We start from the raw sequence: 25,890 nt of genomic DNA, 5'->3' as shown, positions 1-25,890 counted from the left end.
GAATCTATCTCTTTATAATGCGGGTTTTATCTATTTTTCCGTGGATATCCATAATAGCCCTTAAAAGGGCTTCCGGACGGGGAGGGCAGCCGGGTACATATACATCAACCGGGACTACCATATTGAAACCCGGAACTACCGAATATGAATCCCGGAACAAACCGCCGCTGGTTCCGCAGGCACCCATAGCCAGTACCCATTTCGGTTCCGGCATCTGGTCATAAATCCTTTTCAGCCAGGGAGCCATTTTCCAGGTAAGAGTACCGGCAACTATCATCAGGTCTGCCTGGCGGGGGGAGGCGCGGAAAATATCCATGCCGAAACGGGCTAAATCCCAACGGGAAGCTGCCATGCACATCATTTCAATAGCGCAGCAGGCCAAACCGAACATCACCGGCCAAAGGGAATAATGGCGTGACCAGTTCAGCACCTTTTCAACACTGGTAATGAAAACACCCGGAGGCGGCTCTTCGCTGTTTAGCCAGTCTGCAGGGTCAGGGTAAGGCGTGGTATGACCGGTGCGGAAGCTTTGAATTATCCCGCCTTCATGCTGGTCAATTTCATCCAGCGTAAGCAGGCTCAGCGGTTTTCCCGAATCTAGTTCCATTCCAAAGCCCCCTTCTTCCAGGCATACAGGTAGCCCACCATGACTATTATCAGAAAGGCAAGCACTATTCCAAAAGCATAAAACCCGAGCGAACCTATCTGAGTTGCCCAGGGGAAAAGAAAGACCAGCAGTACATCAAAAGCAATCAGCAGCAGGGCGTAATAATAATAACGGAAATTAAACTGAACCCAGGTGCGGCCTTGGGTTTCCACACCGCACTCATAGGTGGCATTTTTGACTTTGTCAGGTTTGTTAGGCACGATGCCGATTATACGAAGGAGAACCGGTAGGCCTAGTACTATGGCGGTAAAGAGTATTGCAGCGACAAGGAATAGTGCAATATAGCCGTAATCAGTCAGCATAATTCCTCCCCTGAAATACTTTTTACTACTATAGCATTAGTCCCCTTGAAGAGTAAAGCTTAAATATGATGTAATGGTATTATAAAATAGTGACTTAAAGTTTTAATTGTACTTAAATATTCCAAAAATAATTTTAAAGTCTAATACTAAAGTATTAGAACTTGGAATCTTTGGGCCAAAAAGTGCGGAAAAGAAATATACTTGCAGAGTGCGCCGGGTCAAACCCCGCCGGGCTTGCTGCATTTAATACGGCAAATGATGCTGCGTGTTGCCGGCAGTTTAAAACTGGTGGGGCTTGGTCTGCTGGGTTTGCTGGTATGCCAGCAATTTTTGCAGTCTTTCCGGGTTGCTGCTTTTTAACAGGGCTTCTTCCAGCGAAACTATATTCTGGCGTACCAGACCTGCCAAAGACTGGTCAAGGGTCTGCATACCGTCTTTGGCACTCAGCTGCATTACGTTATGCAGTTCATGGGCCTTTTTGTCCCGTATCAGGTTACGTACGGCGGTATTAGCTACCATTATTTCAAAAGCGGCTACCCGCCCCTTGCCTTCCCGTTTTGGCAGCAGCGTCTGTACCAGTACTGCCTCAATAACCAGAGACAGCTGCATACGTATCTGCTGCTGCTGGTCAGGGGGGAATATATCTATTAAGCGGTCTATAGTCTGGGGGGCATCGGTAGTGTGCAAAGTACCCACTACCAGGTGGCCTGTTTCGGCGGCGCTGATGGCAGTGGAAATAGTCTCCAGGTCACGCATTTCACCCACCAGTATTACGTCAGGGTCATGCCGGAGGGCATGTTTCAGGGCAGTGGAAAAAGACTTGGTATCGTCACCCAAATCTCTCTGGGCAATAATGCAGCGGTTATTGGTATACAGATACTCAATGGGGTCTTCTATAGTAATGACATTACGCGAATCAGTATTATTCAGGTGGTCTACCATGGCGGCCATGGTGGTGGATTTACCGCTGCCGGTAGGCCCGGTTACCAGAATAAGGCCGCGCGGTTTCAGGATAAGCTCTTTGCAGATTTTGGGTACACCCAGTTCATCTATAGAACGTATCTCAAAAGGCACCTGGCGGAAGGCAATGCTGATAGAGCCGCGCTGTTTCATCACGTTTACCCTGAAGCGGGCTACCCCGGCTACACTGTAGGCAAAGTCCAGCTCTTTTTCGGCATAAAATATTTCACGCTGTTCGGGGGTGGTTATCTCTTCCAATATCTGTTCAATGGCCTTGTTGTATAAAACAGGCCAGTCTGTCTGGGGTTTAAGGGCGCCGTCTATTCTGAGTACAGGCGGGTTCGGCACTCTCAGGTGAAGGTCTGAAGCCTTTTTTTCTACTGCTATTTTTAATAATTCGTCTGCGCGCATTTGTCTTCCTTCTGAACCAGATATGATATCATATTATATTATAGTATAAGTTAGTTTTAGTAAGGAAAATCCCCCAAAAGTACTATTTAAGTTTATTATATTATAACTATATTACCACCGGCAGGATATATTTGTTTGAAGACTAATATGTTAAGTGATATAGTTATCTAAATTTTAGCTTGAATGCGTAGCTGTTTCAGGCTTTGTTTCAGGCGGGGGCTGATATGCAAAAGACACTGGAGGAAATAAACCAGAGAATCAGGGAAGGCAAGGCGGTTGTTCTGACCGCCGAAGAGATTGTGGGCTATACCCGGGAGAAAGGGCTGAAAGCCGCTTTCAAAGAGGTGGATGTAGTCACCACCGGCACTTTTGGCCCTATGTGTTCCTCTGGTGTTTATTTTAATATGGGTCACACCACTCCCCGCATGAAACTGGGCGGCGGTAGGGCTTATCTGAATGACGTACCGGCGTATGCGGCTTTTGCGGCGGCAGATTTATTTATAGGTGCCAACGCTCTGCCGGATGATGACCCCCGTAACCGTATTCACCCCGGAGAGTTCAATTATGGCGGCGGCCATGTTATAGAGGAGCTGGTGGCCGGCAAAGACATCCGTCTGGAGGCCAGTGCTTACGGAACAGACTGCTATCCGCGCAGGCGGCTTTCCAGTTACCTGAATATAAAAGACCTTAACGAAGCCGTTCTGTTTAATATGCGTAACGCCTACCAGAACTACAATGTGGCTGTTAACCTTTCTGATAAAACCATATATACCTACATGGGCGTTTTGAAACCCAATATGGGAAACATAAATTACTGCACCGCCGGTATGCTGTCGCCGCTGCTTAATGACCCGTATTACCGGACTATAGGAATCGGCAGCCGCATCTTTTTAGGTGGGGGCGTGGGCTATGTGGCCTGGCAAGGCACTCAGCACAACCCCGGTGTTGCCCGGACAGAGAGTGGCGTGCCCAAAGGCGGGGCTGGTACTCTGGCGGTTATCGGTGACCTTAAACAAATGGATGCCCGTTATCTGGTGGGTACCAGCATGCTGGGTTACGGAGTGACTTTGTCAGTGGGTATCGGCGTGCCTATCCCCATACTTTCTGAAGAGATACTGCAATCTACGCTGGTTACTGATGATGATATTGTAGGTACGGTGATAGATTACTCGTCTGCCTATCCTAATCTGCGTCCGGGTGCGGTTGCCGAAGTTACTTATGCCCAGCTGCGAAGCGGCAGCGTGGATATAAACGGTAAAAATATACTCACTGCTTCCCTTTGCAGCTATTCACGGGCACGGGAAATTGCCGGTAAACTAAAAACCTGGGTTGAGCAGGGTAAATTTGAAATCACCAGTCCGGTTGCACCCCTGCCGGGTATAGACTCCGGCCTTAAAGTCCGCCCGTTTAATGAACGGCCGCTTGGTGATACCAATCATCATATCTTGTAGGTAGTAATATGAAAACATCTAAAAGAATAGTTCTGCGTTTTCCCCAAAGACTGGTAGACCGTCCCATTGTTTACCATCTGATACGTGATTTTGACTTGGCATTCAATATCCTTAAAGCCTCCATCACGCCTGATAAAGAGGGGCTGATGGTACTGGAGATTACCGGGGAACGTGAAGCCTACGATAAAGGTATTGCCTACCTGAATGAGGCCGGCGTCAAGATAGATTCTCTCAACCGTGAAGTAACCCGCAACGAAAACCGCTGTACTCACTGCGGAGCGTGCGTGACTATGTGCCCGGTAGATGCGTTCAGCATAGATGAGGATAACCGGGAAATTAAGTTTGATGCCAAAAAATGCATAGTCTGCGGCATATGCATTCAGGCCTGCCCGCCGCGGGCTATGGAACTGCACTTTTAGTGGTTTAGCATGTATGAACCGCGTAATTACCGAAACTGGGTAAACGCTGGTAAACTTATTCCTTTTCAGGTACTTGAAGAGGAATCAGACCTGTTTATACTGGCTGCAACCGAACTCAAAGAGCTAAGCTACTTTTTTACCCGGAAATACCGCCAGGAAATAACCTCTTACATTAAGCGTCAGCCTGTTTTTGCCTCCAGCCTCAAGCCGCTAAAGATTTATGCAGATGCTCCGCCTATTATACAAGCTATGGCCGAAGCTACTGCTAAAGCGGGTGTAGGGCCTATGGCGGCGGTTGCCGGGGCAGTAGCCGAATATGTGGGCAAAGAGCTTCTAGCCTACAGCCCCGAAATTCTGGTTGAAAACGGCGGAGATATATTTGTTTATACCCTTTCGGCCAGACGGATTGGTATATTTGCCGGTCGCTCTGTCTTAAGCGGCAGGCTGGCACTGGAAATAAGGCCTGATAAATGCCCGCTGGGTATCTGCACCTCTTCCGGTACAGTGGGGCACAGCCTAAGTTTTGGCAAGGCGGATGCGGCTCTGGTGGTATCTGGGTCTGCTATTCTGGCAGATGCGGCTGCTACCGCAGTGGCCAATCAGGTGCAAACCGCTCTTGATATTCCCGCAGCGCTGGAGTACGGGCAAAAGATAGAGGGTGTTGCCGGGCTGGTGGTTATTAAAGATGACAAAATAGGTATCTGGGGAGATATACAGCTTTCTCCGGTATCTCCTGTAAGATAATCAAAAAGTATCCTAATAACTGCGGATATGGTAAAGTATGTTGGGTGTAAACAGGGGAAATAGCCTGTGTGGGCTAAAGAACCACTACTTGTTTACATAAAGATAACATAATGTTACGCTACACAGTAAAATAGCTTCAGCGGAGGAATGGGAATGGCGCCACGTTTTCTAAAAGGCCAGAGGGTGAAAATACTGTCAGTACGTCTAGCCAACATGACCTCCAAATACCCTGAAATTGATAAATATGTTTCTGAAACCGGCATAATCATAGAAGATTATTTTGTACGCTATATGGATCCCAAAAACGAAAAGCCGCCCATCACCAGTTATATGTACTCTATAAAACTGGATACCACCCGGCGTTTGATAACTGTAGCCGAAGACGCTCTTGAAATATATCTGGGTTAATCATCTCATACAAGAAGGTTTCTGCCATGCCTGTTTCACCGGATGAATATTTAGCCGGGCGCGCAGCCGAAAATTTGGTAAAACAGCAGCACACCAAGCTGATGCGCGGAGCCATAATAAGGGCCTGCCTGTCTCCGCGGGTTATCCTGACGTTCGGCCTTATTTTAATAATTAGTTTGGGCGGGTTCTTTTTATTCGGGAAACTGCTGGGGTTATTTGCAGACTGAAATGACCCTATAATAGCATTCTAATATTACTTTAATATCTGTCCTCTAAAAAGTTTTACAAAGGTTGTGTTCAAAGCTAGCTCACGCGGCTGTGATGGCAGTCTTTTTCCCGGTAATATTCATTTTACAGCCAATAGCCGTTTGGATTACCATGTAAGTCGGGCTTAATATAGTATTGTAAAGGGCAAAACAAGTCTATGGGGATTATTTATCATAATAAACCTGAAATGCAGTCACCTACTCTGCTGGCAGCCTGGCCGGGTGTTGGCAACGTGGGCATTGTTACTTTGGCGGCTTTGCGTGACCAGCTGGGGGCGGGTGTTCTGGCGGATATAGAGCCGGAGGAGTTTTTTTATCCTTCGGGGGTAAATATAAAAAACGGTGTCCAGCAGGAACTTAGGTTTCCCCAAAGCCGCTTCTATTATCAAAAGTGGTGCGGTCAGGATGTAGTAATATTCATGGGTGACGAGCAGCCGGCTGACGGGCAGAATACCTATGCTCAGGGCAGCCGTGCCAGCCGGATGACCGCTAAAGTGCTTGATGTGGCTGAAGAACTGGGCTGCCAGAGGATTATTACTTTCGGTGCGGCGGTGACTATGACCCATCATAAGGCCAAACCTAAAGTATGGGCAGTGGCAAGCAGCAAAAATTTTCTGGATATGATAAATGAGCGTTTGCCGGCGGAGCTCAAAAGCAATTTGGCAGGTAAAAATTTCGTCCCCCATATTTCGGGTTTAAACGGGCTTTTGCTGGGTGTGGCCGGTAAAAGAAATATACCTGCGGCCTGCCTGATGGGGGAAATACCGGATTATCTGTCTCACCTGCCGCTGATTTACCCGCATGCCTCCCGTTCGTCACTTGAAGCCCTGAGGTATATTATGCGTATAAGCGTGGATTTGTTCCGTATGGATGAATCTGTCCGCGAAATGGACGAAATGATTGCTGAAATGTATGCTCGTTTTCCGGAAATGGTAAGGCAGAAACTGGATAACCGTTATCATGCCGTTGAAAACGAAGGTATTTCCGATGATGATGAAAAATGGCTGAAAGAGAACATAGCCGAATTTTTTAAGAAAGACCATAATCAGGATGAACATGGAAGCTAAAAACCCGCAGGCAAAGTGCCTGATTATTGCCTGGCAGGGCGAATTCGGTTTGCTGAGCGAAAGAGTGCTGGCCGAAATCGAAAAACAGGATACCCCTGTCACTGTATTTGAGGTGGAAATAGAAAAATACTTCTCACTTAACGGGGTAGCGGTTAAAGATGACTTAACCCATTTCCCCGGTGGTGAACTGAAATATCTGCCTGGAGGGCAGCTGCTGGTATTTCGGGGCAGTATCCCCGAATTTAACCAGTATGAGTATCTGGACAGGCTGGTTAATACAGCTTTGTCTTATCAGGTAAATGAAATAATCTGTCTGGGCAGTGTGGGTGCTATGATTTCCCATACCGCCCCCCGCCGCCTTATGGCAGTGGTCAACTCTGACATACACAAATACAGTTTGGAAAACACCGGGGTTGAGTGCAATATGAATTTTGACACCCCGCCTAACCAGAAGGTAGATATAAATTCATTTGTAATCTGGCTGGCTGGTAAATACGGTATAAATGCCATGAGTTTGTGGCAGGTTTTGCCCTTTTATTTGCAGAACAGCGGGGATGCTGCGGCTGAGCTTCTTTTGCTTGAATTCCTGGGTGACAGGTTTGCCCTAAAGCTTAATCTGGCTGAAACAGAACAAAAGGTAAAGTATCAGTCCGGCAAAATAAGTACCCTGTGCCAAACAGATACCCAGATTGCAAGTGGTTTGAAAATGCTGGAAGGCGGGCTTAGTCTGGATGCTGCAAGCCGTAATCAGCTTTTAGACCAGATAAGCCGCCTTTTTGAAGACTGTTAGTTAGTTAAGTGCTTTTGGTATCTTCGGCCGGGGGTGTTCCGGTATCTTTTTCGGCAAAACAGGAATCAATCTGTTCGTCTTCCTGAGCAGCGGGTATCTGGTCCCGTCTTTCCCTGAGCCAGCGGTGAATTTCGTCCAGTACCGGCGGAGCTATGCTGAATACTTCAATATCAGCCGGGAATTGCATCAGGTTGCCTTCGCGGATAAACAGCACACCGGCCTCATTCCCTTTGACCGTTCCGCTTATTCTGCCGAGGATAAACTCGTAGCGGCTTTTTACCGCCTGTATAAATTTTTCAGAAACCAGTTTGGATACATTCTGGCTGGTAAAACCTATCAGCATAAAGCGTTCCCAGTCCAGACATTCCCGCACCAGTTCACTATCTTCTGTGGCCTCAATTACCGCACCTTTTTCCAAAAAACGGAGGGCCATTTCCTTGCTTACGGGGCTGAAATTTGTCAGCACTTCCAACCCTTCTGCGCCGCTTTGGTCTACTGATTCGTGAAATACGTAATTGACAGCCCCGATGCGGCTTTCCAGATGGGACAGCTGAACGCTTACTTCTTTCCAATAGCGGCTGAGCATGGCTTCATATTCGGGCGGTGCATCTTTCCAGCCAAGCACCAGCGGAACTACATAGAGCTTCTTTTTATCCGCATATTTACTGCTTTCGGGCTTTTGTATTTTGGCTATCTCTTCAGACACTTTGACCTCCTGGTTGGTATTTGGGTGCTATAACAAACTGAATAGTCTTCGGCTGGCCTAATCTTCGGGGAAAAACAGGTCATCATAGATAAGTTCCAGCTTCAGTTTGTGTTCCAGCTCTTCGGCAGATAAAAACCGGCACATATCCTTTGCTTCCCGGCTGATGAAGGTAGACATGAGGTGGGAATAGAACTCTGAGGCAGACTGTTCTTCTTTAATCGCATAAAGGAGTATGTCCTGCAGCCCTGCCCCTTCCATGTCATTCCCGCCTTTGACATAAGTATCCAGCTTGAGAGATTGCAAGCGGGGTGCAATGGTTTTTGGCTTAAATTCGCCTTTGACCAGCAAATCTTTAAGCACTTTCAGATGGCCTTCTTCGCTCTGGATTAGTTCCTTTAAAAGCTGTTTGACGGCCGCATCATCTGTTTTTTGCAGGGCAGACTGATAAAGTGACTGAGAGGCAACTTCCTTGTATACAGCCGCTTCAATAAGTTCTCTTAATTCTTCGCTCATCTGGCAAAATCCTCTCTGCGCTAAGAAATATTTGGTTGCCGGCTCTGGCTAAAACTTATGCCGCTTAAAGCATATTATAACAGGCAAATCCCGTCAGGGGTAATCTGCCGGAATATATGTAATAAATATATAACAATAGCGGATACTGCCGGATTAAAATACACCGGCATATACCCCATGGGAAAGGACTATTTTTAGGGCGTTTTAGCAACGGGCGGATATTCTTGTTGTGCCTGAAAAGACTAGTAGTCGATAACAAATTTCCCGTTTTTATATAATAATTCGCCATCCACCCAGATTTCGCCTCCGTCACGCAGGTCACATACCATATCCCAATGGACGGCAGATTTATTGATACTGCCAGTTTCCGGATAACCCGCTCCGCAGGCTAGGTGGAAACTCCCCCCGATTTTTTCATCAAAAAGTATTTGTTTGGTAAATTTCTGGATTCCCTCACTGGTGCCAATGGCGAATTCACCCAGATATCGGGCACCCGGGTCAGTATCCAGGGTCTTTAGCAAAAATTCTTCGTTAGTTTCAGCGGTAGCTTTTACCACCTTGCCCTTTTCAAACCAGAGGCGAATCCCGGTAACTTCACGCCCGGCCTCTATGGCAGGGTAGGAAAAATATACATATCCTTCGGCACTGTCTTCTACCGGGCCGGTAAATATTTCCCCGTCAGGCATGTTGAGTTTGCCGTCACAGCTTACAAATGTACGTCCTTCTATACTCAGGCGGAGGTCAGTTTCTTTGGCCTTTATATGCACCTGTTTTTTACCCTTGAGCCAGTCTACTACTTTCTGCTGGCGGGTATTTAAGTTTTTCCAGAAACCCACCGGGTCATTCATATCCGGCAGACAGGCGTTATAAACGAAATCAGTATATTCTTCCAGACTCATACCGGCATCCTGGGCATAGCCGTTAGTGGGGTAAATAGCCAGTACCCAGCGGAAATTGCCCTCGGCGGTACGGCGCATACTGGTTTCCATAAGGTCGGTGCGGGCTTTTTCAAAGGCTACCATTTTCCGGGGGTCTATGCTGGTCATGGATTTGGTATTTTCCTCAGCCAGCAGGTGTATAGTAGCGTCATAATGTTCCGTTATATACCTTTGGGGAAAGTGGACATAGCTTATCTGCTCATCAGAGCCGTATTTCAGCAAATACTCCAGAAATTCGTTTTTGGAGACCTGCATAAGGGGGTGGCCTCCGGCAGCCAGTATTTTTTTATATACTTCAACCGCTAAGGGCAGCGCACCGCTGAAATAATTGACCGCCACTGTGTCACCCGGTTTTACCTCAATAGAATAGTTAACCAGTAAATCCGCCAGTTTTTCCGTCCGCGGGTCAACCATAAATAAACCTCGCTTAAAATGTATTATAGTTTATTATAGTGGCTGTGATTGGCAAATCCAACTTGTGAGACCGCTGGGGGTTTACCGGCAATGAAGCAAGACGCTATATGTATTTAGCACGGGGAATAAAGTGGGCTGTTTGCTTTTTAAAAACGGATAATAAGCTGGAATATGCGGATTACCATTCCGGAGCGGAGAGGCTGGCGGAAAAGACGCGGCAGCTGGGGTATTGCCTGAAACACAGCTTTTAATCTAAGAGCCAGTACGTCCAGTTTGCACACGGATATAAACAACTGATATATGGAGGTATTTACCGGTTTAAGCTCTTTTATTCCATTTATCAGCAGCCCTATTACTGCTGCTCTGGCTATTACCGATACTAAAAACAGGCTTAGCATATGGTAGCCGTTAATCTGGGGCAGTATGCTAACTAATAAACCGCCGGCAAGTGAACCCAGCGCAATACCCAGGCTGTTTCCCCCGGTGTAAAGGGCAAAACCGCGCATCCGGTTACGGCGGTTGGAACTTTCAAAGATATAGTTAGTGCCTGACAGCAGGAAACCTGACCAGACAATACCTGAAAGTGCCTGAACACCTATCAGGTAATATGTATTATGGCTAAACATCCATAAAAGCGGTACTATCGGTACAAATATGCTGCAGAGCTTAAGTATCTTTACCGTGCCGCAGATATCACAAACCCGCCCCCAGACCTTCATAAACACAAAATTGGCTACTGAGGCTGAGGATATTACTATTATATATGTCAGATAGTCAAAGCCAAGCTCACGCAGCATGTAGACTGCAAAAAACGGTGCGGCAATATAAGTGCTGAAGTTTATTAGGGCTGAGTAAGATATGAATTTGCCCATGGGGGTTGTGTTTAGACCCTTTAACAGGGCTTTCATGCTTACATTGTCTTTGACCGGGGTTTTAGCCTGAGGGTCTTCCATCTTGTTTAAAAAGAAACTTGAAATAAAACGGGCTAAGCTGGCACCGAAAAATATAAGACCAAAACCCAAAAAGAGGGTGTCCGCGCTTATCTGGAGCAGCAGCCCGCTCAAAAGTGAAAAAGCCAGAGTCATAATCCCGGCTATCATGCCGCGGTATCCGAAAAAACGCCCGCGGATAGGGCCGGGGACAAGGTCTGCCATCAGGCTTGACCAGGCCGGATTACCCAGTGAGCCGAACATAGTCCCCAAAGTGTACCAGAGTATCAGCCACCACACCCCGTAATCACTGAAAAGAACAGGCAGAATGAACGCCGGTATAAAGCATACCGCTTGCAGCAATACGGCCTTAAGCACGAAACCCTTGCGGCTTTTGGCTTTTTCGGACAGGAAAGGGGCAAACAGCTGTGAAAAAGCAATGGATAGGTTGGGTAGTGCTGAAAGTATGCCTATCTGGGGTACGGATGCCTTTAGTGCCAATGCAAAAGGTGTTACATAATCCTGGGTCAGCCCCAGCATGGCGGAGTAGGCCGCCCCGTCTTTGATGCTGTTATCTAAACTCTGGCGAGTGATAGTTTTCATCTTAATTACTCAGTTTTCCTAATTGGAATATGGCAAATGTAGATACCAACAGAGATGGCGGGGTGATGATAAGACCCAGTCTGGTATAATCCATAGCCTTTATTATCAGCCCCCGCTTCCGCAGGAGCATAAGCCAGAGCATGGTGGATAAAGAACCCATTATCAGCAGATTAGGCCCCAAATCTGCGCCCAAAATAGCCTGATACACCAGCCATGCATTGCCGCCGCTGATATCAGTTATGGCGGATAAACTGGATACTGAGACCATCATCATCGGCCAGTTATTTATAAGGTTAGAACCGATAGCTGTCCCGAAAGAGGTAATTAACCCTGTTTCCAGCTGGTTGCCGCCGGCCATAGTGCCGGAAAGCCAGTTTCCCAGTGCCGAAGTAATTCCGGCATTTTCCAATCCGCTTACCATAAAAGCCAACCCCAGTACAAAGGGCAGTATCGACCATGAAACAGATTGCCGAAGATGCCCGAAATCCATTTTTTTATAGAATAGGGTTATGCCCATCAGAATAAATGCAGTCAGCATAAGCGGGATTGCCAGCGGCCACCCCATAAACGAAGTCAAAAGGCAGCCTGTTGCCAGGAAAACCAATGCCAGCCTGACCGAGCGAGAAAAATTATTTGCTGCAACAGCCTTAGCCGTTGCCAGTGAAAACCCCGCCTTAAGGTCACGGCGGAAAATAAAGTAAAATATGACTATCATAATCGCAATAGCAAGCAGGGCTGGGATTAACATAAATCCCAGATATTCACTTAGGCTAAGGCCGAATTTATCTACAGCCAGTAGATTTACTGGATTGGAAAAAGGGAAGATAAATGAGGCTGCGTTAGCCACAAAAGCGCAGGCAAATACATATGGCAAAGGCTTCAGCCCGTAGCGCTGGACAAGCATAAAAATTACCGGGGTTAAGAGCAGGGCAGTGGCATCATTGGACATAAACATAGTGATAACAATCCCCAGTGCAAAAACCAGCCCCAGCAGCCGCCAAGAGCTGCCGTTTGAAAGCTTCAGAGCCAAGTTGGCGGCTGAATCAAAAAAACCGGACAACTCTGCGAAATAACTAACCAGCATGAGCCCGAGAAAGAAAAATAAAATATTCAGGTTTGCAGCTAAAGTCTGCCCTATACTTGACAGGGGAATCAGTCCCAGCACAAGCATTAAAAAGACCCCAAAACAAATAGCCCCGGCTTCGTTAAACGGCCGAGGTTTAAATACCACTAACAGAATGGTGGTAACGAATATAGATAAAGCCAACCAGAGCATATTCAAAAATAATGCAGGAGAATCACCCTTGATGCGAGAGAGATTCTCCTGCCCTTTACCATCAGTTGATTACCAGTTACTTTTTAACGGGCTTGGCAGCGGGAGCGCCGGGCTTGGCAGCAGGAGCCATGGGTTTTTTGTCAACCATTGTAGTCACCCCCTTTCGTGCACTCTAATGTACCCGATGTGGCAACACCTACGTTGTCAGTTTTAGATATTGCATGCATGAACAAAATAGTTTACAATCAAGATGTTCTAATATTCATGTATATATAGTTATGATATCTAAAACATGAATAATTTATCACTAATCAAAGACCTTGTCAAATGGTAAAATTGGGCATAAATTTAAGGGGAGTTACGAATGGCTAGCTGGACTTTTCTCACGAACCACGCACTGGTGCTAAGCTTTTTAGCCAGACATTCACGTATTACCGCCCGTGAAATTGCTGAAAATATACATATTACCGAACGGGCTGTCAGGAAAATTATTGCCGACCTTGAGGCCGAGGGCTATATTGCCAAGAAAAAAGAAGGGCGCGGCATAAAATACCGCATCAACCCGGATTTATCTTTACGCCATGAATCATATCAGGAAATAATTATCGGTGATTTTCTGGAAGGTCTGGGCTGGAAACGCCGCAAGCGTAAACCTGCAGCTGAAGCCAATGTTATTACGGCTGAAGCACCTGCCAAGTAGCAGATATTTTGCCGCAAGTAACAAATATTTTAAAAATACCTGATAAATAGCCGGTTAAAGTTTGTCAAAACCTACCCAACGATGCTAAAATAACCTCTGTTTGTGGGCCGTTAGCTCAGTTGGTAGAGCATCTGACTTTTAATCAGAGGGTCACAGGTTCGAGACCTGTACGGCCTACTTTAAAGCTAAATACACCGGCGGCTGTCCAAAAAGTGCGGTGAAAGATACCCTGATTGCACCCCAAGCTCACGATAGAGCTATACGTAAACTTGATACCCTGATTGTATCCACTGGTCTTAGACGTCACCTTGAAGCATTTCTTTTGGCATGCCGTGTTGAAGATTTATCCCGCAGGACTATTTTTGATTATCGGCAGAAGATTGGTCAGATAATCGATTACATGGTAGCTCTTGGTCTTACAGATCCAAAAGAAGTTACTGCCTCACATATAAGAGGATTTTTACTCACCAAACAGGAAACCTGTCAGCCGGTAAGTGTCCACGGTTATTATCGCTCTATTAAAGTTTTTTTCAATTGGCTAACACGAGAAGGTGTTATCAGTTTTAGCCCGATGGCTCCTATCCGTCCGCCAAAAGTTCCCAAAAAAATAATTCGGCCTTACTATCCGGATGAATTAAGGTCGTTGCTTTTAGCGTGTGAAGGGCGAGGTATTTTGAGTTTACGTGACCGGGCTATTATGCTGGTGTTAATTGATAATGGGATTAGGTTAGGGGAGCTTGCGAACATCAATATTTCAGATATTGATGTAGATAGAGAAACAATCAGCGTCTGGGGTAAGGGACGTAAACAGCGTGTTGTGGGAATTTCTAAACGCACCCAGATGGCAGTTTATAAATATCTACATGCCCGAGTTGATAATAATCCGTCTCTTTGGGTTACTACTGACAGTAAGACTCTCACGCCTAAAGGTATATATTTGGCTATTCATAGATTAGGCGAAAGAGCCGGGCTGAAGGATGTCCGTAACTCGCCGCATACCTTTCGCCATACGGCCGCGACATTGTCTATAAAGAATGGCGGGGATTTATTCCAAGTGCAATCAATGCTTGGACATACTACGTTGGCCATGACCAGACGTTATGCGGCTTCGTTACAGTCAGAAGCAGCAGCTGAAGCACATAAGAAGTTTAGCCCGGTGGATAACTTGAAGTTATAATATACCTATAAGGTAGAAAGGCCGGATAGGAATGCCGACCTTAATTAATATCTAGCAGTGGTAGCTGTCTTGCCGGTGTATGTTTTAATACTTTAATTACTTCGTACTCTGTTTTCACACCATTTTGTACTTGCCATTGGGTAGTAAGTAATTCACAATAGAGAATATCTCCTTTTGAGAAGGAGATTAAATTATTGTCGACTTTACTGAGGAAATTCGCATCATTCATTGTTACATTAAATATTGCATCTCCATCACTGAGACGCCATTTATTATTTTCTTTGAATGCCAAACTAATAATTGAGAAGTTAATCTTTCGTGTTTCTTTCAATATTGGTTCATCCAGTAGTTCTGGTATTTCAAAAGCATTGATATCTTCTTTAGTCGCTGATTGTAGTAGTTCTTGATTTGTGCGTATATCTATCCGATCAATACCCTGCTCTCGAACAGGTCTTGTCATATCAGACATCTTATCTGCGACGTATTTCATATGATTTGTGGAATATGATTTCAGAAATTTATGAGGTAATTTAGACAAATGATGATTGAAAATGTAAAAGTGGGGGGATTTTACTCCCCCCACTTCAACTAACTTAGGCGCTATCTTTTCTAAGCTTTGCGCAGTCTGCGAACTGCTAATTGCCAGCAAAACTAAAGAAGGTAATCCTTTCTCTTCAATACTTCCAGCTCAATTTGAATTTACCAGCAGGTAATAAAATTACCTCAATATTCAGGCGTGAGTTCGGGAACTGTCTCCCAAGGCCCACTGTGCTGGACTTGAACTTGCAGAAGTCTGAATTACATGTAATGTATACCAAATCTTTACACACAAGGTCTCAGGCCCGCTGTTTTTACTCTAACTATTTTTATTGCGTTCAATAGATTTTGCAATGATCCTGACCAATCCTAATAGGAACAGCCCTCCACCTATTATCATCACCCATTGAAGCATTAGCATGTGCTACTTTTTATTCCATTAAGAATTTAAAGGATCAATACAGAAACAATCATATCCGGGAATTGTTAAGTGAAACAGTTATAATTCTTAATAATTATCTATATTTTTACAAAGAACAAAATAACAATATACAACTAATAAAGCAGACCATTAAAGATAAACCGATAAACAAACAAGGTATTTTGAAAAATCTCTTGTCTACAAATGAACGTCTAATCGATCGATCTGAAGAGATTTTCAGGGAATTCTCTCGCATTGAAATTATGCTGGAATACAGCAATGTACCTGACAAGGAATTTAAAGAAATGATTAAAGAATTCAATAATTGTTATGATGATTTTAAGGAGCTTGACTTCAAGAAGTCGATTTCAAACCTAAAAGACTACATAAAGTTTATTGAAGACCCGATTTATATTGCCTGGCTGGACTCTATAAATAATTTGATAAACACTTGTGTAAGACTCAAACAAACTAAGTATTGCTAAACGGCTGCTTGTTAGCCCTATTATTTGACTAAATCAGATATCACGAAACAAACGTAAAATGCCATAGTATAGGACTAAAAAGTATCCCTTTCCACGTGTTCTCTGCCTCTTTAGATTTTAATAATTCTTCCTATAGCTAGATCTCTAACTCGGAAAGCTATAGTCAAACTCACCTTTTTTAACCTTACGCCATAATTCACGAAAGCTATTATAAGTAATTTCAGTCATAACTCTTGCAAATTGTTCTTTAGTCATCTTGTCCCTAAAATTTTCGTGATAGTATTTTAAAGTGAGAAATATCATATTAAACGCAGCTGTTCTTAATAGCCGTAGGGTGTACTCGTCCTTTTTTGTAATATTACATCCTTTTGTAAAAACGTAATCGCTTAACCCTTCTTGTTGAAGTTTAATCATAGCATTCAAGTGAAATAAAGTTATATCCTCCTTGCCAGCAATATTTGCTGAATAATAGACAAAAGGCGTTTTGTTATTTTGTCCACCAAGCTGCAAATACATATTATATAATTCTTCTTTTGTTTGATTGTCCCACAAATATTCCATTTCCTTTTGGCCTCCATCTAGGAAATGAGAAGTAATCGAATAAGCGATAGCTATTTCTCGTAACTCACTTAAGGAGTGAAAGTGATAATAAATACAAGGCTGGCTTACATTTACGTGCTCCACTAGGAGCTTCAAAGTTACATTGCGTTCGCCATGTTCTGTACATAATTTGAGGTATGTATCAAGAATATGCCTTTTTGTTGCCCCTGAACTTACCATTACATGCCTCCTTTCACCGTAAAATCATAATAACCCACAAAAACAGAACTCATCATAAGGCACAATACCAAGATATACAATTAGCTACCAACAAGATTGCTAATGCTACTATAAATAGCATTAATTATTTATAGTTTCAAAGCTGTTCATTTTAAAATCTATAAATATTGCCCTGAAATTATATTTTAGCTATATCTTAACGTCAGTATACTCTAACAGTATTGATTCTTATATCCCATATTTTCGAATTAATCCTGGAGGAGGTGCATAAATAATAAGAAGATTTGATTTGTGAATTCATAGCAACGGGAAAATATTTTAAGTTTGTGTGGATGTAGCGCATTTGAAGAATAGAAATTTTTCAATATGCGTTTATTTGCAAATCTGTGGAGCTAAGGGAAAGGAGTATTTTATGAGTAATTTTCATTCTACAGTAAGCCGGCGTGATTTTATGAAAGGCCTAGGGTTAGTCGGCGCTGGGTTGGGAACCGCTACTGCGGCTGCTCCTCTGTTTAAAGACCTGGATGATGTTAGTTCTTCAGCTTGGGGTAATTGGAAACGTCCCTGGTGGATCAAGGAAAGAGAACTTGGAAACCCGACTATAGAAATCAATTGGAACGAAATGCAACGTTTTGACTTAAGGGAAAATCTATGGATGCCGCATGCTTTGGCTAGCTATGTAGGTGTCGATAAAGTTTTACAGATTTTCCATGAAAAAGGCGCTACTCAGACTGAAGGTCTTAAAAATAACAAACCAGGCCAATCATTGAGAGATCTTGCTCTTGCATCCGCTGCAAGTACATTTAATACCTCTTATGTTCCAGGACAAGAACTGAAGACCTGGTTAGGGCCTCAAAAAACTGAATTTTATGGAGTATCTGCCACACCTGAGGAACTTGGGGTGCCAAAATGGGAAGGGACTCCGGAAGAAAACCTAAAAATGCTTCGTGCGGCAATGCGCTTTTTTGGCGCCTCTCAAATAGCCGTAAGCGCATTAGATACTAATGAGAGAAAAATAATATCAACCCATGATACAGGTAACGCACATAATTATAATTATCTTTACAGTTGGCCACCCCCAGATACTGATGCCAAGGCTTTTGTCTTTGAGAATGTAGATAAAGCTTACGAAGGAAGCAATAAATATGTCCTTCCTGATAAGCCGCTTTGGACTGTATGTATAGCTGTGCAGATGTCAAAAGAGATGTTCCGTCATGAAGAAAGTCATATTAGAATGGCCGCTAATTCAAGCCGTTATCGCCTTCATGCAACAATACAATACCTGACTCAAAATTTTTTGCGTGGCCTTGGCTACCAAGGGATGGGATACCCCAAGTCTTATTGGGGTGCTTTGCCGGCGCAAGCTACTGCGGTTCTATCTGGCATAGCAGAGATGGGACGTAATGATAATTACTGCATAAGTCCGGAATTTGGCTCAGTTTGCGGTTATTTCAGTTTAATAACTGACCTGCCTCTAATGCCAACTCCGCCGATAGACGCTGGGATATTCCGTTTTTGTCATACTTGCCGTAAATGCGCCGAAGCGTGTCCGGTTGGAGGAATATCTTTCGAAGCTGAACCATCATGGGAGATTCCGCCATCAGCAATTGCTACTGATAAACCAATAAGTTTCTCTACACCAGGTAAGCGAACATACCATACTGATGCATTGAAATGCAGGTTGTATTTTGATGCGCAGCCGAGTTATTGCGCCAGGTGTATGGGTACTTGTGTGTTCAATACAAACACTAGTGCAATGGTTCATGAGCTTGTAAAAACAACAGTAAGTTCGACTGGCCTTCTCAATGGATTCCTCTGGAATGCTGACAAGGCTTTCGGCTATGGGTTAGTACCCGCTGAGGAGACGAGTAAATGGTGGGATTTATCTCTTCCTCTGTATGGCCAGGATGGTAGTATTGGGGCTACTGATGGTGGATACAAATAACAGGTGTTAATTGAACGAAATGGAGGATAGAGGAAAATGTGGTTCTTAATCGGTTTGGTTGTCGGTTCCTTAATAACGGCGCTTATTTGGTGGATAAAAAAGGCAAAAGCAAACCTTAAATGGTATGAATGGATTATAGGGATTTTGGGGTTAGCTTTATTGCTCTTCACTGTTCAGAATTTTTTCGCCAGCTTTGCTGAACTTGAACCCACAGCCGCCTACACGTTCTTGCTGGCCACGGGGTTGCCATCTCTAATTTTTCTGGTCGTTGCTTGGCAATTGGTGACTAGAAGAATTAAATCATCCTAGACTTTAGGATAACTAAAAGATATTGGGGAAGCCATTATGGCTTCCCCCTTTCATTTTGATAAACAAAACCTGCAAAATAAATCCCCTGTCTTTGCTAACATTTTGCTAACCAACTGTTTGTTTTGCCTTGGTATTTAACTAAATCAGACGGTACGAAACAAACGTAAAATGCTACATCAAGGGACTATAAAGTATCCCTTTTTACGTGTTCTTTGTATCTTTTAATCAGAGGGTCACAGGTTCGAGACCTGTACGGCCTACCACTTACTCCCTCGTGTTTTGCTACCGCATTACTTTCACTTAGTTTACTGCTGGCAGTTGGTCTTTGTTCAGCCTTTCTATGTCCATCATCTTTTATTACCCGCATACCAAAAATCTTGCTTTTCTGATATTTATTAAAATATAAAAACATATTGTCAAATACTTATTTTAAGTGCATAATGTCTATATAATTACAATGATGAGTATAGGCGAAAAGATACGAGAATTCCGAAAGGCCAGAGGCTGGACGCCTGAATACTTAGGTAGTCGTTCGGGGCTTTCCGGGCAATATATACGAAAGCTGGAGAAAGGTGAGAGGCAGAGTATTACGCTGACCACAGCCAGTAAACTTTCCAGCGCTTTCGGTATTGAACCATCCAAACTTATTTCGGAAAGCGAAGCTACATTACCCAGACAAATTGAAGATATACTGACTGAAATCCGGTCTGTGTTTCAAAGGCTTGAAACTGTGGAAGTTTGCGTACACGGATGCATGCCTGAACGCAGACCCCGTAATGAATTAAAATATAAAAGCCTGCTTATTCCCCGCGGCTTGGTTGAGAACCTGAAAAACATTTATGCCCTCCAGGTAGATGATAACCATTTGGAACATTTTGGCATATACCCCGGTGAGATGGTGGTCATTCAGGCAGGACAGGCAATAAAAGACGGCAACCTGTATGCCTGCCAGATAGACCAGGGCATTTACGGATATCATCTGTATACCACAGATAATGGCCTCCGTCTTTCAGACGGAAATGGCACAAACCGTAATCTGCCGCTGACCGAGATAAAGGTCCTGGGAAAAATACTTTTAAGCTACAAATGTAAAGTAATTTAGCTTCAGTTTTCACTCTTTCTGCTGCTGGTATTTTTCTGATGGAACGGCCACCAGTTCCAACGGCCGATTATAGTAGCCAGTGAAGGTACCAGGATACCTCTGACAATGACGGTGTCCATTATAATGCCAATGGCGACCGCCGCCCCCAGCTGGTACATGGTAAGTATGGGTGAAGTGAGCATGGCTGCGAATGTACCACCCAGAATAAAGCCGCAAGCCACGATAACCCCGCCGGTTGAGGAAATTGCATTTTTAACAGCTTCCCTGATGGGTTTGGTCTCCGATTCCTCACGGATACGTGATACAAGCAGGATATTGTAATCTGAACCCAGCGCTACTATCAGGGTAAATAATATGATAGGCAGCATAAAGCTTATACCGGCGTGCCCTAATACATCCTGGAACAGCCAGGTTATTATGCCCATAGTTGCACCGTAGCTTAGCATTACGGTCAGGAGCAGATAAATGGGGGCAACTATACTTCGTAAAAGGGTAAGCAAAACCAAGAATACCCCGCCCAGAATTATCATCTGGATATGGGTGAAATCTTCTTCAATCATACCCCGGACGTCCTGACTGGTGGCGCTGGTACCCTGAATGCCGTATTCCAGACCGGAAAGCTGCCCTTCTGGCATGTCCTGCTGGAGCAGGGCTTTTACATCGGAAATGGTATCCATGGCTTCATTGCTGTAGGGCGAATCAGCCAGTATCAGGAACAAACGTATTCCTGACCTGTCCTGTGAATAAAATGCATCCACCAGGCTGCGCAGTTCGGGAGAGGCCTGCATAAGAGCTTGAGATATAAAATACGGGTTGCCGTTGTCCGCCAGAGTGCTGCTTAATAAATACATATTCTGGCCGAATGTGCTTATTTCACTGAGCAGCATTGCAGCGGCATTATCAGAGGCACTGTCTGACGGGAGGGATTGGGGGAAGAAATAGAAGACACCCTCACTGCCAATCACGAATGACAGGTGTTCGGTGGAGTAGGCCAGACTGTATAATCCGGAAACAATACTGCCGTCATTGCTGGACTGGGCAATAAGGAGGGCAAGTGTATCAATCTTTTGCATGGCCTGCTGGTAGTCATATAAATCAGCAATAAAGCTGTATGCCTGTGCACTTTCTTCCAGATAGGCTTTTACCGCAAAGGCTATTTCAGCCTGAGCCGGATAGCCCAGCCTCAAAGCATCTGCGGTCTGACGGATTTTTTCAGTCGAGCTAGTTAGCTGGGTATCTATTTGGGCATTGTAGCGGATACTTGTAAGTATATCGGTTATATTGTTTATGGAGGTTAGGCAGTCCTGATAGGCTGTCTCATCTGCAAGCCATGAAAAACTCTGACCGAGTTCCAGCAGGTAAGTTTTTATAAAGCCGAAACTTGCTAAAGTCTGGTCAGAAACCAAATCAGCAGGGTCAAGATTTCCGGAAGATGCATCCGGTATCAGACCCAGTATCTGGTTGGCGGCCAAAAGCGCTGAACCGGAAACGGCAGTCCCGTCCGGCTGAAGCACAGACTGGATACCGCTTATCCCCTTAATATTTTCCAGGCTGGCGGTTAAATCAGCCAGTTCCTCAAGTATAGCGGCGGAACTTAGGTCTTCGCCGTTGCTATCAGCCAGTACCAGAGTGGCTGGCATCATTTCGCCTATATTAAAATGCTCCAGCAGTTTATTAAAACCGATTACCGATTCGGCATCCTGGGGCAGTTCACTGATAGTGTCAAACGAAACTTGTTGGCGTGACAGCTGGGTATAGGGTACGAAAAGAAGCCCGATAATAACCAGTGCTATGGGCAGAGGGTGTTTGGTGGTGATATTGCCTATCCAGCTCCAGAAGTGGAATTTATTTTTGGGCGGTGCATCTGGCTGCTTTTCCTTCTGGTTTTTATCAAATTTGCTGGGCCAGAATATTTTGCCGCCGAATATAGATGCCAGCGCAGGGGTGATTGTTAAAGCACACAGCAGGGTAATGGCAATGGTCACGCTCAGTGAAGGCCCCATGGTTTGAATCATCTGGTAGCGGGCGATTGACATGCCCATCAAACCCACAATAAGTGCTATAGCGCTGGCAGATATGACAGCCCCTATCCGCCCCAAAGCGGTTTTAAGTGCATCCCAGCGGTTTTGGTTGTTGTGGAGTTCTTCGCGGAAGCGTGACATAAGAAACAAACAGTAGTCCGTGCCTACCCCAAATATGAGTACCACTATAAATATATCCAGCTGTGACCAGATATTTACTCCGGCTTCGGCCATATAGCCCAGCACGCCCCGGCTAACCAGATAAGCAATGCCAATGGTTAAAAGCGGTACCAGTGAAGCTACCGGTGAGCGGTAAATAATAAGCAGCAAGACCGAAACCAGCACAATGGTAACAATGGTGGTCAGGTCTATACTGTCCGCCAAAGCGGCAAAAAGGTCATTTAATATGCCGGCTTCGCCGGAAACAAATACTTCAAGCCCTGCGGGTGTATCTGCCAGCTGGGAATGAATGGCGGTTATGATTTTTTCTGTCCGGCTGTCCTCGGCGGCCTGCATGAGGCTTATATTTATCAGCATGGTAGTATTATCCGGGCTGATAAGGCGGCTGGCTAACTGGGGGTTGTTAAATACCGAATCTACTTCCCCAATGCCGGCGGGCGCATCCCCGGAAGAGAGCCAGTCACTTAAAGATTCGGCATAATCCATATCAGTCTGGCTCAGGCTAGACTGGTTAAACAGGATTAGATAGAGACCGGAAACCGAGGAAATATCATCCGGGAAATACTGTTTTAAAAGAGCATCAGCCTTAACTGAATCTGAGTCTGAGGGCATAAAGCCGGACTGGTCCAGTGTGCTTGCATCCTGCAAAGATGGGGCTGAAAGCGCCATTACCGCAGCCAGTATCACCCAGAAACTGACTACCAGATATTTAAATTTGATAACCCAATTTGCAATAGTCTTGAACATATTTTTAAATCCTGTCAGTACTTTCTGCCGCTGTTAATTTATTGGCAATGGATTTTTCAAGCTGGCAAAACCCATTCCGGATTATGGATAAGCCTTCGTTATCTACCCCGTCCAGCAGTTCGGCTACTTTGTCGGTGGTAAACTGCCACAGGCTCTGGTAGTGGTCATTACCCTTTGGTGTAAGGTGGCAGATGACCACCCGGCGGTTATCTGGCGGAGTTTCTCGTTCTACAAAACCCTGCCTGACCAGACGGTCAACAATGCCGGTCAGGGTAGCCAGCCCGACACAAAGTTTCTTGGATATTATCCCCATGGAGAGAGGGCCGTGCTGGCGCAGAAGTAAAAGCACCCGCAGCTGGGGCATGGTGATTTCGGTTTCCAGCAGCCCTTGGGGGACTACCAGGGCCTCGGTATAAAGTTTCTGGATAAATCCCAGAATATCTTTTACCAGCACAAATTTTGCATCTTCAGAGCACGTTTCAGGTGTCATGTTTTTCCTCTATACATCGTGTCATATATATATTTTTTAGTACTAAAATAATTTGTATAGCACTAATTATAATCAGGCCTAAAAACGGTGTCAAACCCTGATAACAATGCCCCTTAAATTTGACTTGTTATACGTATATCCATTATTATTTTTGGATTGAAACCACTTAGTATTTTCTGTTACGAAAGGCCAGTATGAATATAGAGGAAGTCAGCAAGAACAAAAAAATCCTGTTGGATGAGATACCTTACAACGTGGATGACGTGGATTTTATGAAGCCGGGCAAGGGCAGTGCCGTCTACCGGATAAAGTTCCGCAATCTGATGGATGGCGGAATCCTGGAACGTACTTATCATTCGGGTGACAAACTGAAGGAAGCTGATGTAGCTACTTATGATATGCAGTATCTCTACCATGAGAATGGCAATTATATATTTATGAATACCGATACCTTTGAACAGCACTACATGACCGAAGACCGTATGGGTTCACGGGGTGTTTTTCTGAAAGACGGCATGGTTATTCCGGTACAGCTTTTGGGTGATGCCCCCATTGAAATTACCCTGCCTAATTTTGTTGAGCTGGAAATAGTGGAAACTTCTATGAGTACCGGCAAAGAAACCGTAACTGCCCAGAATAAACCGGCCAAACTTTCCAATGGCATGGAAATAGGCGTTCCCACTTTTATAAAGGCTGGGGATATTATAAAAGTAGATACCCGCACCGGTGCCTATGTGGAAAGAGTTGGCAACAAGAAGTAGCTGGATGTACTTAGACGAGAAGCAGCGGTTGGGGAAACTGGAAGACAACCTGAAACGCCGCATGCAGATACTTGGGTGGATACGCAGTTTTTTCAATGAGCAGGGGTTTCTGGAAGTGGAAACCCCTGTTTTTGTTCCGGCAGTTGCCCCGGAACGGTATATAAAACCGGTGGAATGCCAGAGCGGTTACCTGTCTACTTCCCCTGAGCTTTACATGAAACGTATGCTGGCAGCGGGATATGCAAAAATCTACCAGATAAGCCGCTGTTTCAGGGACGGGGAGAAAGGACGCCAGCATAACCCCGAATTCAGTCTGCTGGAGTGGTACCGGGCCGGGGCTGATTATCTCCAGATGATAAAAGACACCGAAAATCTGTTTCATTATATTGCCATGAAACTATCCGGCAAACCACTAGTCCGGTACATGGCGAAGGAAATTGACCTGATGCCCCCGTGGAAACGTATAACTGTGCAGGATGCCTTTTTAACTGCCGCAGGCTGGAATCCGCTAAGCGTAGATGATGAAAAGCGTTTTGATGATGATTTGGTGTTAAAGGTTATTCCGTCTTTACCGTCCGAACAGCCTACGGTGCTGATGGATTATCCGGCTAAAATGGCATCTCTGGCCAGGATAAAAGAGACTAAACCGGAAGTAGCCGAACGGGCGGAGTTTTTTATATCCGGCTTGGAGATGGCCAATGCTTATTCAGAGCTGACTGACCCACTTGAGCAGGCTAGCCGTTTTGCTGAGGAAAAGCGGCTGATAGAAACTGAGCAGAATAGGCGGGTGGTTTCACCTGATAAATTTTTGGAATCAATGAAATATCTGCCTGCCTGTGCCGGAAATGCGCTGGGAGTAGACCGTTTGGTTATGTTCTTCTGTAATACAGACCGGATACAGGACGTTATACCCTTTACAGCCGATACAGCCTAATTACATTACATAATATATCCGCAGATCATAATAGATATAATAAAACCCCGGTCACAGCCGGGGTTTTTCTCTGCGATAAATCTTTTTCTAATAGCGGTAGTGGTGGACTTCGGTTATCCGGCTAGCGTGCTCAGTCTGCGGGGCGGCATAAAGCGGATGCTGGGTGATTGCATGCTGAAGACAGGTTTCGGCGCAAGTGCCGCAGTAGATACACTTTAGCGGGTCATATTCTATAAGGTGTTTTTCCGGTTTGAGCGTAATAGCGCGGGCGGGGCAGACCCGGGCGCAATCATTGCACATATCACAACGCCCGGCATCCCAGGTGATGTTACCGCGTGAACCAGCAAATGACTCCCGTTTTTCGTATGGGTAGCGGCGGGTGGGGGGAGTTGAAAACAAATTTTTAAGTACTGTTCCTATCATCCAGGGCATAGCCT

At 45.0% G+C, this 25,890-nt stretch carries 26 protein-coding genes, 1 tRNA gene and 1 pseudogene; 15 read left to right on the top strand and 13 right to left on the bottom strand.

What is annotated here, in order from left to right; translation table 11 throughout:
• Nucleotides 1-4: 4 nt before the first annotated feature.
• The 3 genes from ACE6F3_RS06870 to ACE6F3_RS06860 all read right to left on the bottom strand — a co-directional run bounded on the left by ACE6F3_RS06870 (nucleotide 5) and on the right by ACE6F3_RS06860 (nucleotide 2,340).
• The gene (locus ACE6F3_RS06870) at nucleotides 5-607 is read right to left on the bottom strand and encodes an NADH-quinone oxidoreductase subunit B (protein ID WP_279115604.1); all 603 of its coding nucleotides are present in this window, start codon (nucleotides 605-607) and stop codon (nucleotides 5-7) included.
• A complete protein-coding gene (locus tag ACE6F3_RS06865; RefSeq protein ID WP_010936627.1) occupies nucleotides 598-969 on the bottom strand; it encodes an NADH-quinone oxidoreductase subunit A in 372 nt (123 codons plus the stop codon). The genes ACE6F3_RS06870 and ACE6F3_RS06865 overlap by 10 nt, the downstream gene beginning before the upstream one ends.
• Before the next feature lie 279 nt (nucleotides 970-1,248).
• Nucleotides 1,249-2,340: a type IV pilus twitching motility protein PilT gene (locus ACE6F3_RS06860; protein ID WP_041342258.1), complete on the bottom strand. Its 1,092-nt coding sequence runs from the start codon at nucleotides 2,338-2,340 to the stop codon at nucleotides 1,249-1,251.
• A 224-nt stretch (nucleotides 2,341-2,564) separates the two neighbouring features.
• Here ACE6F3_RS06860 and ACE6F3_RS06855 point away from each other — a divergent pair, with 224 nt between their 5' ends.
• The 7 genes from ACE6F3_RS06855 (at nucleotide 2,565) to ACE6F3_RS06825 (ending at nucleotide 7,485) form a co-directional block, all read left to right on the top strand.
• On the top strand, nucleotides 2,565-3,791 hold the full coding sequence (locus ACE6F3_RS06855) for a homocysteine biosynthesis protein (protein WP_279115606.1): 1,227 nt from the start codon (nucleotides 2,565-2,567) through the stop codon (nucleotides 3,789-3,791).
• Between the two features lie 8 nt (nucleotides 3,792-3,799).
• A complete protein-coding gene (locus ACE6F3_RS06850) occupies nucleotides 3,800-4,210 on the top strand; it encodes an NIL domain-containing protein (RefSeq protein ID WP_041342251.1) in 411 nt (136 codons plus the stop codon).
• A 9-nt stretch (nucleotides 4,211-4,219) separates the two neighbouring features.
• On the top strand, nucleotides 4,220-4,954 hold the full coding sequence (locus ACE6F3_RS06845) for a UPF0280 family protein (protein ID WP_279115608.1): 735 nt from the start codon (nucleotides 4,220-4,222) through the stop codon (nucleotides 4,952-4,954).
• A gap of 153 nt (nucleotides 4,955-5,107) precedes the next feature.
• On the top strand, nucleotides 5,108-5,362 hold the full coding sequence (locus tag ACE6F3_RS06840; protein WP_010936622.1) for a hypothetical protein: 255 nt from the start codon (nucleotides 5,108-5,110) through the stop codon (nucleotides 5,360-5,362).
• 26 nt (nucleotides 5,363-5,388) lie between these two features.
• On the top strand, nucleotides 5,389-5,589 hold the full coding sequence (locus ACE6F3_RS06835; RefSeq protein ID WP_279115610.1) for a hypothetical protein: 201 nt from the start codon (nucleotides 5,389-5,391) through the stop codon (nucleotides 5,587-5,589).
• Nucleotides 5,590-5,786: 197 nt separating this feature from the next.
• Nucleotides 5,787-6,695, top strand: coding sequence for a PAC2 family protein (locus tag ACE6F3_RS06830; RefSeq protein WP_279115611.1), 909 nt, complete (start codon nucleotides 5,787-5,789; stop codon nucleotides 6,693-6,695).
• Nucleotides 6,685-7,485, top strand: coding sequence for a PAC2 family protein (locus ACE6F3_RS06825; protein ID WP_279115613.1), 801 nt, complete (start codon nucleotides 6,685-6,687; stop codon nucleotides 7,483-7,485). Before ACE6F3_RS06830 ends, ACE6F3_RS06825 begins: the two co-directional genes overlap by 11 nt.
• Before the next feature lie 4 nt (nucleotides 7,486-7,489).
• On the opposite strand, the gene ACE6F3_RS06820 is transcribed toward ACE6F3_RS06825, so the two are convergent.
• From ACE6F3_RS06820 to ACE6F3_RS06800, 5 genes and pseudogenes are all read right to left on the bottom strand, one after another.
• Nucleotides 7,490-8,191 (bottom strand): hypothetical protein, encoded by a 702-nt coding sequence (locus ACE6F3_RS06820; protein WP_279115615.1) that lies wholly within the window; start codon nucleotides 8,189-8,191, stop codon nucleotides 7,490-7,492.
• A gap of 57 nt (nucleotides 8,192-8,248) precedes the next feature.
• Nucleotides 8,249-8,725: pseudogene (locus ACE6F3_RS06815) on the bottom strand (rubrerythrin); the annotation flags it as partial.
• A gap of 221 nt (nucleotides 8,726-8,946) precedes the next feature.
• A complete protein-coding gene (locus tag ACE6F3_RS06810; protein ID WP_279115617.1) occupies nucleotides 8,947-10,056 on the bottom strand; it encodes an aminopeptidase in 1,110 nt (369 codons plus the stop codon).
• Nucleotides 10,057-10,202: 146 nt separating this feature from the next.
• Nucleotides 10,203-11,588 carry an MFS transporter gene (locus tag ACE6F3_RS06805; RefSeq protein ID WP_279115619.1) on the bottom strand — a complete coding sequence of 462 codons (1,386 nt, stop codon included), beginning with the start codon at nucleotides 11,586-11,588 and terminating at the stop codon, nucleotides 10,203-10,205.
• A gap of 1 nt (nucleotide 11,589) precedes the next feature.
• The gene (locus ACE6F3_RS06800) at nucleotides 11,590-12,864 is read right to left on the bottom strand and encodes an ArsB/NhaD family transporter (protein ID WP_279116070.1); all 1,275 of its coding nucleotides are present in this window, start codon (nucleotides 12,862-12,864) and stop codon (nucleotides 11,590-11,592) included.
• A gap of 364 nt (nucleotides 12,865-13,228) precedes the next feature.
• On the opposite strand from ACE6F3_RS06800, the gene ACE6F3_RS06795 reads away from it, so the two are divergent.
• The 3 genes from ACE6F3_RS06795 (at nucleotide 13,229) to ACE6F3_RS06785 (ending at nucleotide 14,741) form a co-directional block, all read left to right on the top strand.
• The gene (locus ACE6F3_RS06795; protein WP_041342228.1) at nucleotides 13,229-13,564 is read left to right on the top strand and encodes a winged helix-turn-helix domain-containing protein; all 336 of its coding nucleotides are present in this window, start codon (nucleotides 13,229-13,231) and stop codon (nucleotides 13,562-13,564) included.
• A gap of 104 nt (nucleotides 13,565-13,668) precedes the next feature.
• Nucleotides 13,669-13,741: transfer RNA gene (locus ACE6F3_RS06790), tRNA-Lys, on the top strand.
• A gap of 40 nt (nucleotides 13,742-13,781) precedes the next feature.
• Nucleotides 13,782-14,741, top strand: coding sequence for a tyrosine-type recombinase/integrase (locus ACE6F3_RS06785; RefSeq protein ID WP_324665091.1), 960 nt, complete (start codon nucleotides 13,782-13,784; stop codon nucleotides 14,739-14,741).
• Between the two features lie 40 nt (nucleotides 14,742-14,781).
• Here ACE6F3_RS06785 and ACE6F3_RS06780 read toward each other — a convergent pair whose 3' ends face one another.
• Together ACE6F3_RS06780 and ACE6F3_RS06775 are read right to left on the bottom strand one after the other, a co-directional pair.
• The gene (locus ACE6F3_RS06780) at nucleotides 14,782-15,201 is read right to left on the bottom strand and encodes a hypothetical protein (RefSeq protein ID WP_392654713.1); all 420 of its coding nucleotides are present in this window, start codon (nucleotides 15,199-15,201) and stop codon (nucleotides 14,782-14,784) included.
• Between the two features lie 1,127 nt (nucleotides 15,202-16,328).
• Nucleotides 16,329-16,964 carry a TetR/AcrR family transcriptional regulator gene (locus tag ACE6F3_RS06775; protein ID WP_279115627.1) on the bottom strand — a complete coding sequence of 212 codons (636 nt, stop codon included), beginning with the start codon at nucleotides 16,962-16,964 and terminating at the stop codon, nucleotides 16,329-16,331.
• A gap of 412 nt (nucleotides 16,965-17,376) precedes the next feature.
• On the opposite strand from ACE6F3_RS06775, the gene ACE6F3_RS06770 reads away from it, so the two are divergent.
• The 3 genes from ACE6F3_RS06770 to ACE6F3_RS06760 all read left to right on the top strand — a co-directional run bounded on the left by ACE6F3_RS06770 (nucleotide 17,377) and on the right by ACE6F3_RS06760 (nucleotide 20,320).
• Entirely contained in the window at nucleotides 17,377-18,909 is a 1,533-nt protein-coding gene (locus ACE6F3_RS06770; protein ID WP_279115628.1) for a reductive dehalogenase, read from the top strand.
• Nucleotides 18,910-18,945: 36 nt separating this feature from the next.
• Nucleotides 18,946-19,218, top strand: a complete 273-nt coding sequence (locus ACE6F3_RS06765; RefSeq protein WP_010936602.1) for a hypothetical protein — start codon at nucleotides 18,946-18,948, stop codon at nucleotides 19,216-19,218.
• Nucleotides 19,219-19,675: 457 nt separating this feature from the next.
• The gene (locus ACE6F3_RS06760; RefSeq protein WP_077975309.1) at nucleotides 19,676-20,320 is read left to right on the top strand and encodes a helix-turn-helix transcriptional regulator; all 645 of its coding nucleotides are present in this window, start codon (nucleotides 19,676-19,678) and stop codon (nucleotides 20,318-20,320) included.
• Between the two features lie 2 nt (nucleotides 20,321-20,322).
• On the opposite strand, the gene ACE6F3_RS06755 is transcribed toward ACE6F3_RS06760, so the two are convergent.
• Together ACE6F3_RS06755 and ACE6F3_RS06750 are read right to left on the bottom strand one after the other, a co-directional pair.
• Nucleotides 20,323-23,268: an MMPL family transporter gene (locus ACE6F3_RS06755; RefSeq protein WP_279115630.1), complete on the bottom strand. Its 2,946-nt coding sequence runs from the start codon at nucleotides 23,266-23,268 to the stop codon at nucleotides 20,323-20,325.
• A 4-nt stretch (nucleotides 23,269-23,272) separates the two neighbouring features.
• Entirely contained in the window at nucleotides 23,273-23,758 is a 486-nt protein-coding gene (locus ACE6F3_RS06750; RefSeq protein ID WP_096476689.1) for a MarR family winged helix-turn-helix transcriptional regulator, read from the bottom strand.
• A gap of 194 nt (nucleotides 23,759-23,952) precedes the next feature.
• Here ACE6F3_RS06750 and efp point away from each other — a divergent pair, with 194 nt between their 5' ends.
• Nucleotides 23,953-24,519, top strand: a complete 567-nt coding sequence (gene efp / locus ACE6F3_RS06745) for an elongation factor P (RefSeq protein ID WP_010936597.1) — start codon at nucleotides 23,953-23,955, stop codon at nucleotides 24,517-24,519.
• A 4-nt stretch (nucleotides 24,520-24,523) separates the two neighbouring features.
• Entirely contained in the window at nucleotides 24,524-25,453 is a 930-nt protein-coding gene (locus ACE6F3_RS06740) for an amino acid--tRNA ligase-related protein (protein ID WP_279115632.1), read from the top strand.
• 87 nt (nucleotides 25,454-25,540) lie between these two features.
• Here ACE6F3_RS06740 and ACE6F3_RS06735 read toward each other — a convergent pair whose 3' ends face one another.
• A complete protein-coding gene (locus ACE6F3_RS06735; protein ID WP_279115633.1) occupies nucleotides 25,541-25,885 on the bottom strand; it encodes a 4Fe-4S binding protein in 345 nt (114 codons plus the stop codon).
• Between the last annotated feature and the right edge of the window lie 5 nt (nucleotides 25,886-25,890).

The sequence above is a fragment of the Dehalococcoides sp. THU4 genome (genome assembly GCF_043231265.1).
Classification (GTDB): domain Bacteria; phylum Chloroflexota; class Dehalococcoidia; order Dehalococcoidales; family Dehalococcoidaceae; genus Dehalococcoides; species Dehalococcoides mccartyi.
The sequence above is the reverse complement of the archived record's forward strand: the minus strand, read 5'-3'. Positions and strand labels throughout refer to the sequence as shown.